At 71.2% G+C, this 16,865-nt stretch carries 15 protein-coding genes and 2 tRNA genes; 13 read left to right on the top strand and 4 right to left on the bottom strand.

Translation table 11 applies throughout. The features are described from left to right. Nucleotides 1–58 precede the first annotated feature (58 nt). Nucleotides 59–472 carry an SsgA family sporulation/cell division regulator gene (locus tag DXZ73_RS10685; protein WP_003959770.1) on the bottom strand — a complete coding sequence of 138 codons (414 nt, stop codon included), beginning with the start codon at nucleotides 470–472 and terminating at the stop codon, nucleotides 59–61. A 192-nt stretch (nucleotides 473–664) separates the two neighbouring features. On the opposite strand from DXZ73_RS10685, the gene DXZ73_RS10680 reads away from it, so the two are divergent. From DXZ73_RS10680 to DXZ73_RS10665, 4 genes are all read left to right on the top strand, one after another. Beyond that, nucleotides 665–1,132 (top strand): TIGR02611 family protein, encoded by a 468-nt coding sequence (locus DXZ73_RS10680; RefSeq protein ID WP_116210770.1) that lies wholly within the window; start codon nucleotides 665–667, stop codon nucleotides 1,130–1,132. A gap of 60 nt (nucleotides 1,133–1,192) precedes the next feature. After that, a tRNA-Val gene (locus tag DXZ73_RS10675) sits at nucleotides 1,193–1,264 on the top strand. A gap of 68 nt (nucleotides 1,265–1,332) precedes the next feature. After that, nucleotides 1,333–1,815 (top strand): SRPBCC family protein, encoded by a 483-nt coding sequence (locus DXZ73_RS10670; RefSeq protein ID WP_116210769.1) that lies wholly within the window; start codon nucleotides 1,333–1,335, stop codon nucleotides 1,813–1,815. 62 nt (nucleotides 1,816–1,877) lie between these two features. Continuing rightward, nucleotides 1,878–1,949, top strand: a tRNA-Val gene (locus DXZ73_RS10665). Nucleotides 1,950–2,040: 91 nt separating this feature from the next. Here the strand turns inward: DXZ73_RS10665 and DXZ73_RS10660 are convergent. Then, complete coding sequence (locus DXZ73_RS10660) at nucleotides 2,041–2,763, bottom strand: 3'-5' exonuclease (RefSeq protein WP_116210768.1); 723 nt, start codon at nucleotides 2,761–2,763, stop codon at nucleotides 2,041–2,043. A gap of 169 nt (nucleotides 2,764–2,932) precedes the next feature. Between DXZ73_RS10660 and DXZ73_RS10655 the strand changes: the two genes are divergently transcribed. From DXZ73_RS10655 to DXZ73_RS10630, 6 genes are all read left to right on the top strand, one after another. After that, nucleotides 2,933–3,607, top strand: a complete 675-nt coding sequence (locus DXZ73_RS10655; RefSeq protein ID WP_116210767.1) for a DUF4365 domain-containing protein — start codon at nucleotides 2,933–2,935, stop codon at nucleotides 3,605–3,607. Beyond that, nucleotides 3,607–4,782, top strand: coding sequence for a hypothetical protein (locus DXZ73_RS10650; protein WP_116210766.1), 1,176 nt, complete (start codon nucleotides 3,607–3,609; stop codon nucleotides 4,780–4,782). The genes DXZ73_RS10655 and DXZ73_RS10650 overlap by 1 nt, the downstream gene beginning before the upstream one ends. Nucleotides 4,783–4,903: 121 nt before the next feature. After that, nucleotides 4,904–6,880: a threonine--tRNA ligase gene (gene thrS / locus DXZ73_RS10645; protein ID WP_116210765.1), complete on the top strand. Its 1,977-nt coding sequence runs from the start codon at nucleotides 4,904–4,906 to the stop codon at nucleotides 6,878–6,880. A gap of 135 nt (nucleotides 6,881–7,015) precedes the next feature. After that, the gene (locus tag DXZ73_RS10640) at nucleotides 7,016–7,579 is read left to right on the top strand and encodes an HIT family protein (RefSeq protein WP_116210764.1); all 564 of its coding nucleotides are present in this window, start codon (nucleotides 7,016–7,018) and stop codon (nucleotides 7,577–7,579) included. Between the two features lie 102 nt (nucleotides 7,580–7,681). After that, nucleotides 7,682–8,473 carry a polysaccharide deacetylase family protein gene (locus DXZ73_RS10635; protein ID WP_240351295.1) on the top strand — a complete coding sequence of 264 codons (792 nt, stop codon included), beginning with the start codon at nucleotides 7,682–7,684 and terminating at the stop codon, nucleotides 8,471–8,473. Further along, on the top strand, nucleotides 8,470–9,693 hold the full coding sequence (locus tag DXZ73_RS10630; protein WP_116210763.1) for a YncE family protein: 1,224 nt from the start codon (nucleotides 8,470–8,472) through the stop codon (nucleotides 9,691–9,693). The genes DXZ73_RS10635 and DXZ73_RS10630 overlap by 4 nt, the downstream gene beginning before the upstream one ends. A gap of 66 nt (nucleotides 9,694–9,759) precedes the next feature. Here the strand turns inward: DXZ73_RS10630 and DXZ73_RS10625 are convergent, their stop codons facing one another. Together DXZ73_RS10625 and DXZ73_RS10620 are read right to left on the bottom strand one after the other, a co-directional pair. Next, entirely contained in the window at nucleotides 9,760–11,412 is a 1,653-nt protein-coding gene (locus DXZ73_RS10625) for a hypothetical protein (RefSeq protein ID WP_116210762.1), read from the bottom strand. Nucleotides 11,413–11,577: 165 nt separating this feature from the next. After that, on the bottom strand, nucleotides 11,578–13,785 hold the full coding sequence (locus DXZ73_RS10620; protein WP_116210761.1) for an elongation factor G-like protein EF-G2: 2,208 nt from the start codon (nucleotides 13,783–13,785) through the stop codon (nucleotides 11,578–11,580). A gap of 302 nt (nucleotides 13,786–14,087) precedes the next feature. Between DXZ73_RS10620 and pgsA the strand changes: the two genes are divergently transcribed. From pgsA to DXZ73_RS10605, 3 genes are read left to right on the top strand one after another with little or no spacing between them, the layout of a single operon-like run. After that, nucleotides 14,088–14,759 (top strand): phosphatidylinositol phosphate synthase, encoded by a 672-nt coding sequence (gene pgsA / locus DXZ73_RS10615; RefSeq protein WP_116210760.1) that lies wholly within the window; start codon nucleotides 14,088–14,090, stop codon nucleotides 14,757–14,759. Next, entirely contained in the window at nucleotides 14,756–15,688 is a 933-nt protein-coding gene (locus tag DXZ73_RS10610; protein WP_116210759.1) for a phosphatidylinositol mannoside acyltransferase, read from the top strand. The genes pgsA and DXZ73_RS10610 overlap by 4 nt, the downstream gene beginning before the upstream one ends. Beyond that, nucleotides 15,685–16,857 (top strand): glycosyltransferase family 4 protein, encoded by a 1,173-nt coding sequence (locus tag DXZ73_RS10605; protein ID WP_116210758.1) that lies wholly within the window; start codon nucleotides 15,685–15,687, stop codon nucleotides 16,855–16,857. The genes DXZ73_RS10610 and DXZ73_RS10605 overlap by 4 nt, the downstream gene beginning before the upstream one ends. Nucleotides 16,858–16,865 lie beyond the last annotated feature (8 nt).

The raw sequence follows: 16,865 nt of genomic DNA, 5'->3' as shown, positions 1-16,865 counted from the left end.
TGGTGCGCACCCGACCCCCCGAGTGGGCGGGCGCGCCGGTGTCAGCCCCGGCCCGGGCTCAGCTCTCGGCCAGGATGTGCGAGAGCTCCGTATCCAGGTCGAAGTGACGGTGCTCGGTGCCCGGCGGCACCGCGGCGTCGGTCCGCTTCAGGAACGACTCCAGGGCCCGGGCCGGGGCCTCCAGCAGGGCCTCGCCCTCGGGCGAGCTCAGGGCGATGCAGACGACGCCCTGACCGTGGCTGCGGGACGGCCAGACACGGACGTCTCCGGTGCCGGTGGGCCGGTGCAGCCCCTCGGCGAGCAGATCTCTGGCGAAGACCCACTCGACCGTCTCCTCGGCTCCGGTGTGGAAGGTGGCGTGCACTGCATACGGATCGGCCGTGTCGTACCGCAGGCCTGCGGGTACAGGCAGTGAGGATTCGCTCGACACGACGAGGCGCAGGTGCAGCTCGCAGCTGACCGTGGTGTTCATAAGCGCCAGGGCCTTTCGCTCAGTGTGCGCTCGGGGATTCGCACGTCGGCGAAATCGACATGCCACCTACGGTGCCGTTGTAAACCCCTCTGACCGTTTTGAGACTGTTCGGATACCTCGTACGGCGGAGCCGTTCCCCGGCGAATACCGCCATTCCGGTGAGTTCCGGTTCGGTCCGGTACGTTGGGGCGTATGAATGCGGAGAGTGACGAGCGGCGGCCCCGCGCGACGGCGGCCGGCGGCCGGACCGAGGCGCCCGCGCACGGGGAGCGGACCACGGCGGAGCCACCGGCCCTCGGCTCCCGGGCCCCGCACTTCGTCAAGCGCTCCCGCGCCCTGCACATCAGCTGGCAGGCCGGGGTCTTCGTGGTCGGCCTCGCCGTGGTCGTGGCCGGCGTCATCATGCTGCCCCTGCCCGGCCCCGGCTGGCTGGTGATCTTCGCGGGCATGGCGATCTGGGCGACCGAGTTCGTCTGGGCGCAGCTCGTGCTCCGCTGGACCAGGCGCAAGGTCACCGAAGCGGCACGGCGCGCCCTCGACCCCGCGGTCCGCCGCCGCAACATCGCGCTCACCGTCACCGGACTGCTGATCGTCGCCGTGCTCGTCGGCGTCTACCTGTCGCAGTACGGCATGACCATGCCGTGGAACGCCCACCGCTGAGCCGCCCCCCGAGCCGGTTCCGAACACCGTCTGACATGCGGTAATGTTTGCGGTGCGCCCGGGCGATTAGCTCAGCGGGAGAGCGCTTCGTTCACACCGAAGAGGTCACTGGTTCGATCCCAGTATCGCCCACACAGGACCGAGGGTCCGCAAGGTTTCACCCCTTGCGGACCCTCGGTTTTTTGTTGTGTCCTGGGCCCATGCCCCTCCCGCCGGCACTGGTCGACCCGAACCGGTACCGCTTCCACGCCGCTTGGGCCTTCGCCGTCCCGCCCGAGACCCTCTACGCCTGCCTGGAGATCCCGGAGGACTACCCCTCCTGGTGGCCCCAGGTGCGGGAGGTCAGGCGCACCGGCACCGACGCGGGCACCCTCCGGGTCCGCTCCTTCCTCCCGTACGAGCTGGCCTTCGCCGTCCACGGCGGCCGCCGCGACCCCGTCGCCCGCACCCTGGAGCTCGCCATGACCGGCGACCTGGAGGGCTGGGCGCGCTGGACCGTCCTGCCGTACGGGCGCACCGGCAGCCAGGCCCGCTTCGAGCAGGACGTCGAGGTGCGCAAACCCCTGATGAGGCGCCTCGCGATCCCCGCGCGGCCGCTCTTCGTCGCCAATCACGCCTGGATGATGCGCGGCGGACGGCGGGGTCTCAGGGCCCGCCTGGAGGCCGGAGGCGACCGAATTTGATGAAGGGCCGCCACGGCCTGTATTGTTCAGTGCGTTCCCGGGGGAGACCCCGAGAGCCACTCGGGCGATTAGCTCAGTGGGAGAGCGCTTCGTTCACACCGAAGAGGTCACTGGTTCGAACCCAGTATCGCCCACCCCGAGAAGGCCGTCACGTCAACCGACGTGGCGGCCTTGTGCGTTGACCGGCAGTAGCACGTCTTCCGCGAGCCGCACCCCCCGCCGCCCTCACGCCGCCGCGGGCAGAGCCGGCCGCAGCGGCCACGCCGGATCGCACGCCTCCTGCGAACCATTGCGGGCGAACCACGCCTGGAGCCCCCGCGCCTGCGCCGCGTGCCACACCGCCTGCCGCGCGTGCAGCTCCACCGGCGTCAGCCGCTCCAGCCGCGCCGCGAAACGCCGGCCCACCGCCCGCACGACCTCCAGCGACGCCAGCGCGTCCGCGGCCGCGTCATGCGCACCCGTCAGCTCGACCCCGTACTGCGCACAAAGATCCGTCAGCGTGCGGCGGCCCTTGCGATAGCGGTCCAGGTGCTTGTCCAGCACCCACGGATCCAGCACGCACAGCGCCGCCGACCCGAGATACGCCGCCAGCGCCGAGGCGCGGTGCCGCCGCAACTCCCGGTCCAGCAGCGTCAGATCGAACGGCGCGTTCATCACCACCAGGGGTATGCCGTGCGCCGTCTGCTCGGCCAGCGACCGCGCCACCTCCTCCATCACGGGCGCCGGCCAGCGCCCGTTCCGCTGGAGGTGCTCGTCCGTCAAGCCGTGTATGGCCGTCGCCCCCGGCGGAACCGGGACCCCCGGATCCACCAGCCAGCGGGTGACCGACGGCTCCGCCCCCTCCGACGGCTGCACCACCACCGCGGCCGAGACGATCCGGTCGTGCTCGACATCGACTCCCGTGGTCTCGGTGTCGAAAGCGGCGAGTGGTCCCTCGAACCAGCACATGTGCCCAACTCCTCGCGCTTGTCTGCCGAATGGCGTGTTTTCGCCCTCCCCGCGAGGTGATACCCGGGGAATCCGTCACGCGAACCGCCCTTGTTTGCAGTGGAGTTGCAAAGGAGACAACACAGATGTACGGACCGAAGGGTCCGACGACGCCCGGAGGGATTCGGACATGGCGTTCCCGCGGCCCGAACGGGGCGGGCCGGCCCCCGCGAATGGAAGGCGCGACCGGCCAGGACCGCCCGACCCCACGCGCGGCGCACTCGCCACCACCGCCTGCATGGAGACGCTCCAGGTCGGCTATCTGCACGCGGTCGCCGCGGCGGCCGGCTGCTCCCTGGCCCAGCCCTTCCCCGACTACGGCATCGACTGGCACGTCAGCCACAGCGCCCCCGGCCACACCGTCGACGACGAAGTCACCATCAAGGTCCAGCTCAAATGCACCTATCAGCTGGGGCCCCGGCTGCCCGCCCGCCCCGACCCCCGCCCGGCCAGACCACCGGGCACCACCCGCCCCACCGACCGGCTCGACCCCCGCCCGCCCGCACAGTCCGCCCCGACCTTCGCCTTCACCCTCGACAACGACCACCTGGCCAAGCTCGCCCGCACCCCCGTCTCGGTCCACAAGATCCTCGTCGTGATGATCGTGCCCCGCGCCCGTGACGACTGGATCCGCGCCGGCCACGACGGCCTCGAACTACGCCACTGCTGCTACTGGACCAACCTCGCCGGACACCCGGTGACCGGCAGGAGCAGGACCACCGTGCGCATCCCCACCACACGCATCTTCGACGACCGTGCGCTCTGCGAGATCATGACGCGGGTCGGGGCGGGAGGGAGACCCTGATGCACCGGCCGAGCCACCGCTCCGCACGACCCCCCACCCCTCCCGACCCCGCCGTCCTCGGCGCCCTCCTCGCCCGCCACGGCTGGCGACGGCGCGGCGGCACCCCCGGCGCGTACAGCCGCTGGACCCCGCCCGACGGCACCGGCACCAGCCTGCTGCTCCCCGAGAGCCGCGGTTACCCCGACAGCGCCGACCTGCTCACCGAGGCGCTCACCGCCCTCGAGCGCAGCCCCGCCCCCTCCGCGCGCGACATCCTCCTGTCCCTGCGCGTGCCGGGCGACGAGATCCGCTGGCGGCGCGAGGTGCCCGACCCCGGCGTCCCGGCCGCCGTCTGGGCGGCACAGGAGCGGTTACGGGCCGGGGCACGGGCGATGCTGCTCGCCGCCGCCCTCGCCGCCCACGAACCGGCCGGCTACCACGGCGCCCGCCACCGCCGCCGCGCGGAGGCCGCCCTGGACCGGCTGCTGGTCGGGCCCGCGCCCGGCGGCCGGGAGCTGACCGTCCTCCTGCCCGTCGGCTCCGAGGAAGGGGACGCCCGCCCGGTCACCACCGCCCTGCTCCGCGCCCTCTACGCGGCCCGGGACGCCACCGACTACCAGCGCGCCACCGGGGGCCGGGAGGCATTCGAGTCCGCCGTCGAGGCGGGGGTGTGCCAGGAGCTGACGGAGGCGATCATCACGCTCGTACGCGGCTCCGAGGGCATCCGCATGGACCTGCACTGGTCCCCGGCGGCCGGACCGCCCGAGGGGTTCGCCGCGCACCCCGAACCGGTGGAGTTCTCGCCCGGCGACCTGCCCGTACTCCGCGAGGCGGGCGCCCGCTACGTCCGCAACGAACCCTCGGTGCCCGTACGGCTCACCGGCGCGGTGGTGCGGATGCGCCGAGACCGGCCCGGCGGGGCGGGAGTGGTGCGGCTCCGGGTCCTCACCGGAGCGGAGGTGACCCAGGTGCGGATCGCCCTCGGCGAGGACGACTACCGCATCGCGGGCCACGCGCACCTGCTCGGGCTGCCGGTCCGGGTGAGCGGACGGCTGGAGAGCCGGGGCGGCTTCCGGCGGCTGGCGGACGCGGCCGGCGTCATGCCGGTGACCGTGGACGACGCCGAGCGGGACCGCCTGCTCAAGACGTTGCAGGAGAATCCGGACTTCTTCGAGGAGGCCTGCGAAGGCGAGTGACCGGCCCGGTTCCGGAGCCTTCCGCACGCGGTGGCAAACCGTTTCGCGACCAAGGGGCCGGGCTCGGTACGATTCAGGCGCGCAGTGTCCACTGTCGCGCCCCTTTAGTCAGGAGAGACCGGTGTCAGACGTCCGTGTGATCATCCATCGCGATTCCGAGCGGGAAGAGCGCGTGGTGACGACGGGCACTACTGCCGCCGACCTGTTCGCCGGGGAGCGCACCATCGTCGCCGCACGCATCGCGGGCGAGCTGAAGGACCTCGCGTACGTCGTCGCCGACGGCGAGGAGATCGAGCCCGTCGAGATCTCCTCCAAGGACGGCCTGGACATCCTGCGCCACTCCACCGCGCACGTCATGGCGCAGGCCGTGCAGGAGCTCTTCCCCGAGGCCAAGCTGGGCATCGGCCCGCCGGTCAAGGACGGCTTCTACTACGACTTCGACGTCGAGAAGCCCTTCCACCCCGATGACCTCAAGGCCATCGAGAAGCGCATGCAGGAGATCCAGAAGCGGGGCCAGAAGTTCTCCCGCCGAGTGGTCACCGACGAGGCCGCCCGCGAGGAGCTCGCCGACGAGCCGTACAAGCTGGAGCTGATCGGCCTCAAGGGCTCCGCCTCGCACGACGACGGCGCGGACGTCGAGGTGGGCGCGGGCGAGCTGACCATCTACGACAACCTCGACCCGAAGACGGGCGAGCTGTGCTGGCGCGACCTGTGCCGCGGCCCGCACCTGCCGACCACGCGGTTCATCCCGGCGTTCAAGCTCATGAGGAACGCGTCGGCCTACTGGCGCGGCAGTGAGAAGAACAAGCAGCTCCAGCGCATCTACGGCACCGCCTGGCCGTCGAAGGACGAGCTGAAGGCGCACCTGGAGTTCCTGGCGGAGGCCGAGAAGCGCGACCACCGCAAGCTCGGCAGCGAGCTGGACCTCTTCTCCATCCCGGACGAGATCGGCTCGGGTCTCGCGGTCTTCCACCCGCGTGGTGGCATCATCCGCCGGGTCATGGAGGACTACTCGCGGCGGAAGCACGAGGAAAACGGCTACGAGTTCGTCTACACCCCGCACGCCACCAAGGGCGCCCTCTTCGAGAAGAGCGGCCACCTGGACTGGTACGCCGACGGCATGTACCCCCCCATGCAGCTCGACGCGGGCACGGACTACTACCTCAAGCCCATGAACTGCCCGATGCACAACCTGATCTTCGACGCGCGCGGTCGTTCGTACCGTGAGCTGCCCTTGAGGTTGTTCGAATTCGGCACCGTCTACCGCTACGAGAAGTCGGGCGTCGTGCACGGCCTGACTCGTGCGCGTGGCTTCACCCAGGACGACGCGCACATCTACTGCACCCGCGAGCAGATGGCGGAGGAGCTCGACACGACGCTCACCTTCGTCCTCGACCTGCTGCGTGACTACGGTCTGACCGACTTCTACCTGGAGCTGTCCACCAAGGACGAGGAGAAGTTTGTCGGCAGCGATGAGAACTGGGAGGAGGCCACCGAGACCCTGCGCAAGGTGGCCGAGAAGCAGGGCCTGGAGCTCGTCATGGACCCGGGCGGCGCGGCCTTCTACGGCCCGAAGATCTCGGTGCAGGCGCGGGACGCCATCGGTCGTACGTGGCAGATGAGCACCATTCAGCTGGACTTCAACCTGCCCGAGCGTTTCGACCTGGAGTACACCGGTGCCGATGGCGCCAAGCAGCGTCCGGTCATGATCCACCGTGCGCTGTTCGGCAGCATTGAAAGGTTCTTCGCGGTGCTGCTGGAGCACTACGCGGGCGCGTTCCCGGCGTGGCTGGCCCCGGTGCAGGCGGTCGGCATCCCGATCGGTGACGCGCACGTCGAGTATCTGCAGGAGTTCGCCGCCGAGGCGAAGCGGAAGGGCCTGCGCGTGGAGGTGGACGCCTCCTCGGACCGGATGCAGAAGAAGATCCGCAACCAGCAGAAGCTGAAGGTTCCGTTCATGATCATCGTCGGTGACGAGGACATGCAGGCGGGTACGGTCTCCTTCCGCTACCGCGACGGTTCGCAGGAGAACGGGATCCCGCGTGACCAGGCGCTGGCGAAGCTCGTTGACGTGGTGGAGCGTCGCGTACAGGTGTGACCTGGTCCCCGCGTAGGCGGGGGTGTTCCACCGATGCTGCACCGCATGTACGGAACTGCATGTTGGTCCCCGCATCTGCGGGGTTGGAGGGGCGGCCCGCCAGGGCCGCCCCTCTCCGTTCTCCCGCCGGGGAATATGCTGGCCCGCATGACGACTGAGCCGGAGCAGCAGATCGGAGTAGGGTCCCCGGACGCGTTCCAGCGCCTGTGGACGCCCCACCGGATGGCGTACATCCAAGGGGAGAACAAGCCGAGCGGCCCGGGGGCCGGTGACGGCTGTCCGTTCTGCTCGATTCCGGCCAAGTCCGACGAGGACGGCTTGATCGTCGCGCGCGGCGAGCGCGTCTACGCGGTGCTGAATCTGTATCCGTACAACGGTGGACACCTCATGGTCGTCCCGTTCCGCCATGTCGCCGACTACACCGAGCTCGACGAGGCCGAGACGCTGGAGCTCGCCGATTTCACCAAGCGGGCGATGGCCGCGCTGCGCACCGCCTCCGGTGCGCACGGCTTCAACATCGGCATGAACCAGGGTGACGCCGCGGGCGCGGGTATCGCCGCTCACCTGCACCAGCACGTGGTTCCGCGCTGGGGCGGGGACACCAATTTCATGCCGGTCGTGGGCCACACCAAGGTGCTGCCCCAACTGCTCGCGGACACCCGCAAGATGCTCGCGGACGTCTGGCCCGCCGGTTCCTGAGGCGGCCGGGTTCACCCGTATACCCGGGCGGACGGTGACACGCGTCCGTGAAAACCGGGCAAATCTCCCAAAGTCTTAATAACAAGAAGTTCTAATGGTGCGGTGACTTTCCTTCACCGCCGCACCGTGTTGCGCGCGGCCGCCGGTGGCGCCCTCGCCGGGGCGGCCGCCGTGGGCTGCGGCCGGAACGACGGGTCCACCGGCTCCCGGGCCGCCGACCCGTCCGTACGGGCGACGGCGCCGCCGCGGCCGCCCGGATCGCCGTCCGCCCTGCCCACGCTCCCGGCGGGGCTGCCCGTCCAGATCGAGCACGGCCCCCGTACCGGCACGGCCGTGGCGCTCACCTTTCACGGCCAGGGCGACCCGCGGTCCGCGACGGGGCTGCTGGGGGAGGCCGAGCGGGCCGGGGCGCGGGTGACCGTGCTCGCGGTCGGCGAGTGGCTCGACGCCCATCCGGAGATGGCGCACCGGATCCTCGACGGCGGTCATGAGCTGGGCAATCACACCATGCGCCACCTCGACATCTCGGCGATGGGCGAGGCCGACGCCTATGCGGAGATCACCCGGTGCGCGGACCGGCTGCGCCGGCTGACGGGCGGGATCGGGCGCTGGTTCCGGCCGTCGCGCGCGCAGTTCGCCACCGACCGGGTGGCCGGGCTGGCGCGCAAGGCCGGTTATGAGCACGTCCTCTCCTATGACGTGGACTCCCTCGACTTCACCGACCCCGGCGCGGAGGAGGTCCGGCGTACCGTGTTGGGCGCGGTGCGGCCCGGGTCGGTCGTGAGCCTGCACTTCGGGCACGACGGCACGGTGGCCGCGCTGCCCGCGATCCTCGACGGCCTGCACCGCCGCGGTCTGCGTGCGGTGACGACTACGGAGCTGCTGACCCGATGATCCAGTCCTCGCACGACCGACACTGCCGTCGCTCCCCCCTCCGGTCCCGTTTCCGTGGGGCCCGCCTGGCCCTGCTGTGTGTCACCGCCGGTGCTCTCCTGGTCTCCGGCTGCGGCGGGGATTCCGCTGACGAGGCGGCCGACACGCATCCTCGCGAAGGCACGCACCGGAAGGCGCAGGCGGCTCCGCAGGGGCTGCCGGGGATGCCGCCGCTGCTGGATCCGCACGACCTGTACGCGGCGGACCGGCCGAATCTGCTCTCGCCGGTGGTGAAGGACTTCCCGTCGCGGGTGTATGTGCCCAACACGGAGTCGGACTCGGTCAGCGTCATCGACCCCAGGACGTACAAGGTGATCGAGACGATCCCGGTGGGGGCCCAGCCGCAGCATGTGGTGCCGTCGTGGGATCTGAAGACGCTGTGGGTCAACAACGACCGGGGGCACACCCTGACGCCCATCGACCCGGCGACCGGCAAGGCGGGGAAGCCGGTCGACGTGCACGATCCGTACAACCTCTACTTCACGCCCGACGGCAAGTACGCGGTGGTGATGGCGTCGATGGACCGGGAGCTGGTCTTCCGGGACGCGCACACGATGAGGCGGAAGAAGACGGAGCCGGTGAAGTGCAAGGGGGTCAACCACGCGGACTTCTCGCCGGACGGGAAGTACTTCATCGTCTCCTGTGAGTTCTCGGGGGAGCTGCTGAAGGTCGACACGGCGAAGATGAAGGTCATCGGTCAGCAGAAGCTGCCGTTCGACGGGGCCATGCCGCAGGACGTGAAGATCTCCTCGGACGGCAGGACGTGGTACATCGCGGACATGATGGCGGACGGCATCTGGGTGCTGGACGGCGACAAGTTCACGGAGCCGTGGCTGATGCCCACGGGCAAGGGCGCGCACGGGCTGTACGTCAGCCGGGACTCGAAGTCGATGTACATCTCCAACCGGGGCGAGGGGTCGATCTCGGTGCTGGACCTGCCGAGCCGGAAGCTGGTGGAGAAGTGGGAGCTGCCGGGCGGCGGCAGCCCGGACATGGGCGGGGTGTCGGCGGACGGCAAGGTGCTGTGGCTGTCGGGGCGTTATGACTCGGAGGTGTACGCGATCGACACCGGTGACGGGCATCTGATCGCGAAGATCCCGGTGGGCGCGGGGCCGCACGGGCTGGCCGTCTATCCGCAGCCGGGCCGGTATTCGCTGGGCCACACCGGGATCTTCCGGTGAGGCCCGGCGGTTGACGGCGGGTCGGGCGGGTCGGGTGGGGCGCCTGCTCGGGGGCGCCCCACCGGCTCAGGCGTTGTAGACGTCGGCCGCGCGCGGCTGGGGGTCCTGGACCGCGCCGCTGAGGTTCATGGCGCGGCCGGCGAAGCGCTCGGTGTTCACGCCGTTCTCCGCGAGGACGCGGAGCGCGGCCTCGTGGACGACGCGGAGGACGGGGGTGGTGGCGCGCAGGGCGTCGTCGGCCATGAAGCGGTGGCGCCATGGCTTGTCGGCCCAGGCGTGGCGCAGGCCGAAGGGCTCGGGCAGGACGAGCTTGCCGCCCCAGAACTCCAGCAGGGGCGGATACCAGGTGAGGGGGGCGCGGGCGGCGAGCCGGACGACCTCCTTGGCGGGCACGATCGACAGGTTCCGGGTGCGGGTCTCCCAGAATTTGACGGTCTTGGTGACGGTCTTGGTGCGGGGTGAGGGCTTGCCCATGAAGAGGCCGTGGACGGGGCCGAGCGCGTGGCCGGTGACCTCGATGCGCAGGGTCTTGTGCAGGACGGTGACGGTGATCAGGAGGGTGATCACCAGCTGGCCGTCCCAGAGGACGAACTGCACGCCGAGATAGTGCCTGCTGCCCGCGCCGAACTGTTGCTCGTTGCAGATCTTCTGGAGCTCCGCGCCCCGTATCTGGAAGCCGTCGGTGCCTTCGGGGCGGGAGACGGCGCCCGCGCCCTCGCCGACGGGGGAGACCACCCAGTGCTCGACGGCCGGGGTGGGGAAGCCGCCGGTGTGCAGGGGGCTGCGCTCCAGCAGGCGGAGCTGGTCGTGGATGGCGCGGATGACGTCCCAGCTGCGGAAGGGGTTGATCTCCTTCTCGGGGTCGGCGGGGACGAGCTCCTCGGCGAGCTGCCAGCTGCCCCAGCGGGTGCCCATGCCGAGTATGCCCTTGGGGCCGGCGTAGAAGACGACGTTGCTGTGCTGTTCGGCGGCGAGCCGTTCCAGGGACTGGCGCAGGCGCTCGGCGGCGGTCTCGCCGGGGTTCTTGGGCACGGCTTCCGGGATCTTCGCGCCGATGCCGCCGCCGGAGAGCAGGCCGGTCCAGCGGTCGCGGAGGTCCTTGGCGGTGTTCTCGCAGACGCGGTGGGCGAGGAAGCCGCCGATGAGGGGGGCGATGAGCATGGCGCGGAGGTAGATGCCCCAGAAGCCGTGGAACGGCAGCTTGATCATGAAGATGACCGCGCCGACGGCGAGGGCCGCGAGGAGGGCCATGCCGAGCGCCCCGGTCTTCTTGTTCTGCGCGCCCGCGAAGGAGCGGCGCAGCTGGAAGGAGCCGAGCCACAGGAGGACGCCGGGGAGGAAGAGCACGCCGGCGACGAGCATGATGACGGTGAGCCGGATGTCGCGCTGTTTGCGGATGCGGCTGGCGGCCAGGCAGTGCTCGACGACGGGCTGGGGGTCGAGGCCGAAGGACTGGATGAGGGGTTTGCGGCCGCCGCCGAGCACGCGGAGCTGCACGGCGCGGGAGAAGGCCTCGCCCAGGTTGGGCTCGAACAGTGATATGCGGGGCGGCTTGACCTCGGAGGTGGCCCAGTCGGAGTTGGCCTTGAGGAGCTCGTCGACGGGGCCGTCGCGGTAGGCGGCCGAGGCGAGCGCCTGGGTCGCGGCGGTCTGCCCGGAGGAGCCCGAGAGCGGGATCTGCGCACCCGGACTGAAGTCGAACGGATCCCCTGCTGCCACTGTTGCCCCCAATGCCGCGCATGCCCGATGACGCGGCCGCTTCCGACGGCCGCCCGTGTCATACGTGTTGGTCCGCGTATCCAGCGTATCCGGGCGAGGTGCCGGATGTCGCCGGAGATCGCAAAGCCGCCCGCCTCCGGTGAGTTGGGGCGGGCGGCTTGCGAACTATGCTCCGTTCTCGGTGAGTTCGCCGATGCGCTCGGCGAGCTGCGGGGGCATCGGTTCGTGGCGGGCGTAGGAGCGGGTGAAGCGGCCGGTGCCGTGGGAGAGGGAGCGCAGGTCCACGGCGTACCGCCCGATCTCGATCTCGGGGACCTCGGCCCGTACGAGGGTGCGGCCGCTGCCGGACTGCTCGGTGCCGACGACGCGGCCGCGGCGGCCGGAGAGGTCGCTCATGACGGGGCCGACGTAGTCGTCGGAGACCAGGATCTCCATCTCGGCGACGGGTTCGAGCAGGTGGATGCGGGTGTCGGCGGCGGCTTCGCGGAGGGCGAGGGCGCCGGCGGTCTGGAAGGCGGCGTCGGAGGAGTCGACGGAGTGGGCCTTGCCGTCGAGGAGTGTGATCCGGACGTCGACCAGGGGGTATCCGGCGGCGACGCCGCGGGCGGCCTGGGCCCGTACGCCCTTCTCGACGGAGGGGATGAACTGGCGGGGGACGGCGCCGCCCACGACCTTGTCGACGAATTCGATGCCGGAGCCGCCGGGGAGGGGCTCGACCTCGATCTCGCAGATGGCGTACTGGCCGTGGCCGCCGGACTGTTTGACGTGCCGGCCGCGGCCGGTCGCCTTCGAGCCGAAGGTCTCGCGGAGCGAGACCTTGTGGGGGACGGTGTCGACGCGTACGCCGTAGCGGGTGCGCAGCCGTTCCAGGGCGACGTCGCGGTGGGCCTCGCCGAGGCACCACAGGACGACCTGGTGGGTGTGCTGGTTCTGCTCCAGCCGCATGGTGGGGTCCTCGGCGACGAGGCGGGCGAGGCCCTGGGAGAGCTTGTCCTCGTCGGCCTTGCTGTGGGCCTGGATGGCCACGGGCAGCAGGGGGTCGGGCATCTGCCAGGGCTCCATCAGGAGCGGGTCGTTCCTGGCGGAGAGGGTGTCGCCGGTCTCGGCGTGGCCGAGTTTGGCGACGCAGGCGATGTCCCCGGCGATGGCCTGGCCCAGCTGGCGCTGGTGCTTGCCGAAGGGGGAGGAGAGGGCGCCGACGCGCTCGTCCACGTCGTGGTCCTCGTGGCCGCGGTCCTCCAGGCCGTGGCCGGAGACGTGCACGGTCTCGTCGGGGCGCAGGGTGCCGGAGAAGACGCGGACGAGCGAGATCCGGCCGACGTAGGGGTCGGAGGAGGTCTTGATCACTTCCGCGGCGAGGGGGCCGGCGGGGTCGCAGGCGAGAGGGGCGTGCGGGCGGCCGTCGGGGGTGGTGACGGCGGGGGCCGTGCGCTCCAGGGGGGTGGGGAAGCCGCCGGTGATCAGCTCCAGCAGCTCGACGGTGCCGAGGCCCTGGCGGGCGCCCTCCGGGGCGGGGGCGGCGGCGAGGACGGGGTGGAAGGTGCCGCGTGCGACGGCGCGTTCGAGGTCCTCGATCAGGGTCTTGACGTCGATCTCCTCGCCGCTCAGATAGCGGTCCATGAGGGTCTCGTCCTCGCTCTCGGCGATGATCCCCTCGATGAGCCGGTTGCGGGCGTCGTCGATGAGCGGGAGCTGGTCGGCGCCGGGGGCGGCCTCGGCGCGTTCGCCCGAGGAGTAGTCGAAGACGCTCCGGGAGAGGAGGCCGGTCAGGCCCGCGACGGTGCGGTGGCCGTCGGGTCCCTCGGGGCCGTGCAGGGGGAGGTACAGCGGCAGCACCCGGTCCGGGGAGTCGTCGCCGAAGGCGGTGCGGCAGGTCTCGGTCATCGCCTCGAAGTCGGCGCGCGCGGCCTCCAGATGGGTGATCACGATCGCGCGGGGCATGCCGACGGCGGCGCACTCCTCCCAGACCATGCGGGTGGCGCCGGTGATGCCCTCGGTGCCCTCCGCCGCGGAGACGACGAAGAGGGCCGCGTCCGCGGCGCGCAGACCGGCCCTCAGCTCGCCGACGAAGTCGGCGTAGCCGGGTGCGTCCAATAGGTTGATCTTGATCCCGGCCCATTCCACGGGGACCAGGGACAGCTGTACGGAGCGCTGCTGGCGGTGCTCGATCTCGTCGTAGTCGGAGAGCGCGCCGCCGTCCTCGACGCGTCCGGCCCGGTTGACGGCTCCGGTCGCCAGGGCCAGTGCCTCCACCAGCGTGGTCTTTCCGGAGCCGCTGTGGCCGACCAGCACCACGTTGCGCACTTGACCCGGCCGGTCGGCCGACACCGCCCTGCCCGCGGCCCCTGGATATGTGCCCGTCTTCTCGCCCATGTGTCCCGCCTCCCGGTCGACACCTGCGGTACTTCGAGCTTTCCACTGCGGTAACGCTGCGTCCATACATCGCACACGCAGGCGTATACCGGAAGCGGTTCCCCGGCGGTGGGCGCGCTTGGCCGGAAACGGCCCGGAAACGGGCAGGGAACGGGTCATGGCCGTGCCGTGGCGCGCCCGCGGCGAGGGGGACGGGGGCGGGGTGGAGTGATGCGTGCGCGGCGGCCCCCGGCCGCCTGGCTACGATGGGCCAGCCGGTGGCCTCCTGACCACGCGGCCCGCCACGACCCTCCGGGAAGGCCATGCTGAACAAGTACGCGCGTGCGTTCTTCACGCGTGTTCTCACGCCGTTCGCCGCCCTGCTCATCCGCCTGGGCGTCAGCCCCGACGCGGTCACCCTCATCGGGACCGGCGGTGTGATGGCGGGTGCGCTGGTCTTCTACCCCCAGGGCGAGTTCTTCTGGGGCACGGTCGTCATCACGCTGTTCGTCTTCTCCGACCTGGTCGACGGCAACATGGCCCGCCAGCTCGGCCGCTCCAGCCGCTGGGGTGCCTTCCTGGACTCGACGCTCGACCGCGTCGCGGACGCGGCGATCTTCGGCGGTCTGGCCCTCTGGTACGCCGGGCGGGGCGACAGCCTCACCCTGTGCGCGGTGACGATCTTCTGCCTGGCCAGTGGGCAGGTGGTGTCGTACACCAAGGCGCGCGGCGAGAGCATCGGGCTGCCGGTGAACGTCAACGGCCTGGTCGAGCGCGCCGAGCGGCTCGTGATCTCGCTGGTGGCCTGCGGCTTCGCCGGGCTGCACAAGTTCGGCGTCCCCGGGATCCAGTACCTGCTGCCCGTCGCGCTGTGGATCGTCGCCGTCGGAAGCCTGGTCACGCTGATCCAGCGCGTGGTGACCGTGCGCCGGGAGGCCGCCGAGGCGGACGCCGTCGCGGCCGGGGCGGGGGACCAGGGGGACGCGTCGGCGTGAGGGAGAAGCTGACCGACGCCCTCTACGGGCTCGGCTGGGGCACGGTCAAGCGGCTTCCCGAGCCCCTCGCCGTCGGGCTGGGGCAGCGGATCGCGGACACGGTCTGGAAGCGGCGAGGCAAGGGCGTGCTGCGCCTGGAGGCCAATCTCGCCCGGGTGCTGCCCGACGCGTCCCCGGGCCGCCTGGCCCAGCTCTCGCGCGAGGGCATGCGCTCGTACATGCGCTACTGGATGGAGTCCTTCCGGCTGCCTGCCTGGAGCGAGGAGCGCATCCGCAACGGCTTCTCCGCCGAGGACCTGTACCGCCTGGAGGAGGCACTGGCCGGCGGCCGCGGCGTGGTGCTGGCCCTGCCCCACATGGGCAACTACGACCTCGCGGGCGCCTGGGTGACCACCCGGCTCGGGGTCCCCTTCACCACGGTCGCCGAGCGGCTCAAGCCCGAGTCGCTCTACGACCGCTTCGTGGCCTACCGCGAGGGGCTCGGCATGGAGGTCCTGCCGCACGCGGGCGGCAGCGCCTTCGGGACGCTCGCGCGGCGGCTGCGCGCCGGGGGGCTGGTCTGTCTGGTGGCCGACCGTGATCTCTCCTCCTCCGGGATAGAGGTCAAGTTCTTCGGCGAGGCGGCGAAGATGCCCGCGGGGCCGGCGATGCTGGCGGTGCAGACCGGTGCGCTGCTGCTGCCGGTGACCCTCTGGTACGACAGCTCGCCGGTGATGCGGGGGCGTATCCACGCGCCGGTCGAGGTGCCCGAGACGGGCACCCGGGCGGAGAAGGCCGCCGTGATGACCCAGCAGCTCGCGGATGCCTTCGCCTCGGGCATCGCCGAGCACCCGCAGGACTGGCATATGCTCCAGCGACTGTGGCTCGCCGACCTCGGTCGGCGCGATGATGAGCCCACCGACAAGAGCTCCGGAACGGAGAAGCCTTGAGGATCGGGATCGTCTGTCCTTATTCGTGGGACGTCCCCGGCGGCGTTCAGTTCCACATCCGGGACCTGGCCGAGCACCTCATCCGGCTGGGCCACGAGGTGTCGGTGCTGGCCCCGGCGGACGACGAGACGCCGCTGCCGCCCTTCGTCGTCTCGGCGGGCCGTGCCGTGCCCGTGCCCTACAACGGGTCGGTGGCGCGGCTGAACTTCGGCTTCCTGTCGGCCGCCCGGGTGCGCCGCTGGCTGCACGACGGCGACTTCGACGTCATCCACATCCATGAACCCACCTCCCCCTCGCTGGGCCTGCTGACCTGCTGGGCCGCGCAGGGCCCGATCGTGGCGACCTTCCACACCTCCAATCCGCGCTCGCGCGCGATGATCGCGGCCTATCCGATCCTCCAGCCGGCGCTGGAGAAGATCAGCGCGCGGATCGCGGTGAGCGAATACGCCCGCAGGACGCTCGTCGAGCACCTGGGCGGCGACGCCGTCGTCATCCCCAACGGCGTCGACGTGGACTTCTTCGCCCGCGCCGAGCCCAAAGAGGAGTGGCAGGGCACCCCCGGTGCCCCGACCATCGGCTTCATGGGCCGCATCGACGAGCCCCGCAAGGGCCTGCCCGTCCTGATGCGCGCTCTGCCGAAGATCCTCGCGGAGTGCCCCGGCGCCCGGCTGCTGGTGGCCGGGCGGGGCGACGAGGAGGAGGCCGTCGCGAGCCTGCCCCGGGAGATGCGGTCCCGCGTCGAATTCCTCGGCATGGTCAGCGACGAGGACAAGGCACGGCTGCTGCGCAGTGTCGACGTCTATGTGGCGCCGAACACCGGTGGCGAGTCCTTCGGCATCATCCTCGTCGAGGCGATGTCGGCGGGCGCCGCCGTCCTCGCCAGCGATCTGGACGCCTTCGCGCAGGTCCTCGACCAGGGCTCGGCGGGCGAGCTGTTCGCCAACGAGGACGCGGACGCGCTGGCCGCCGCCGCCGTACGGCTGCTGGGCGACCCCGCGCACCGGGCGGGGCTCAGCGAGCGGGGCAGCAAGCACGTACGCCGCTTCGACTGGTCGAGGGTCGGCGCGGACATCCTGGCGGTCTACGAGACGGTGACGGCCGGTGCGGCTTCGGTCGCCGCCGACGAACGCACCGGCCTATTCGCCCGCTTCGGGCTGGCGAGGGACTGACGGCGGAG

It is taken from the genome of Streptoverticillium olivoreticuli subsp. olivoreticuli, assembly GCF_003391135.1.
Taxonomy (GTDB): domain Bacteria; phylum Actinomycetota; class Actinomycetes; order Streptomycetales; family Streptomycetaceae; genus Streptomyces; species Streptomyces blastmyceticus.
Note: the sequence above shows the minus strand (reverse complement) of the source record. Positions and strands in the feature narration are given on the sequence as shown.

Excerpts from the sequence above, each read along its gene's own strand:
- DXZ73_RS10650 (WP_116210766.1), top strand. The coding sequence starts at position 3,607 with ATGCACCGGCCGAGCCACCGCTCCGCACGACCCCCCACCCCTCCCGAC.
- DXZ73_RS10640 (WP_116210764.1), top strand. The coding sequence starts at position 7,016 with ATGCTGGCCCGCATGACGACTGAGCCGGAGCAGCAGATCGGAGTAGGG.
- pgsA (WP_116210760.1), top strand. The coding sequence starts at position 14,088 with ATGCTGAACAAGTACGCGCGTGCGTTCTTCACGCGTGTTCTCACGCCG.
- DXZ73_RS10620 (WP_116210761.1), bottom strand. The coding sequence starts at position 13,785 with ATGGGCGAGAAGACGGGCACATATCCAGGGGCCGCGGGCAGGGCGGTG.
- DXZ73_RS10685 (WP_003959770.1), bottom strand. The coding sequence starts at position 472 with ATGAACACCACGGTCAGCTGCGAGCTGCACCTGCGCCTCGTCGTGTCG.
- DXZ73_RS10680 (WP_116210770.1), top strand. The coding sequence starts at position 665 with ATGAATGCGGAGAGTGACGAGCGGCGGCCCCGCGCGACGGCGGCCGGC.
- DXZ73_RS10670 (WP_116210769.1), top strand. The coding sequence starts at position 1,333 with ATGCCCCTCCCGCCGGCACTGGTCGACCCGAACCGGTACCGCTTCCAC.
- DXZ73_RS10630 (WP_116210763.1), top strand. The coding sequence starts at position 8,470 with ATGATCCAGTCCTCGCACGACCGACACTGCCGTCGCTCCCCCCTCCGG.
- DXZ73_RS10660 (WP_116210768.1), bottom strand. The coding sequence starts at position 2,763 with ATGTGCTGGTTCGAGGGACCACTCGCCGCTTTCGACACCGAGACCACG.
- DXZ73_RS10655 (WP_116210767.1), top strand. The coding sequence starts at position 2,933 with ATGGCGTTCCCGCGGCCCGAACGGGGCGGGCCGGCCCCCGCGAATGGA.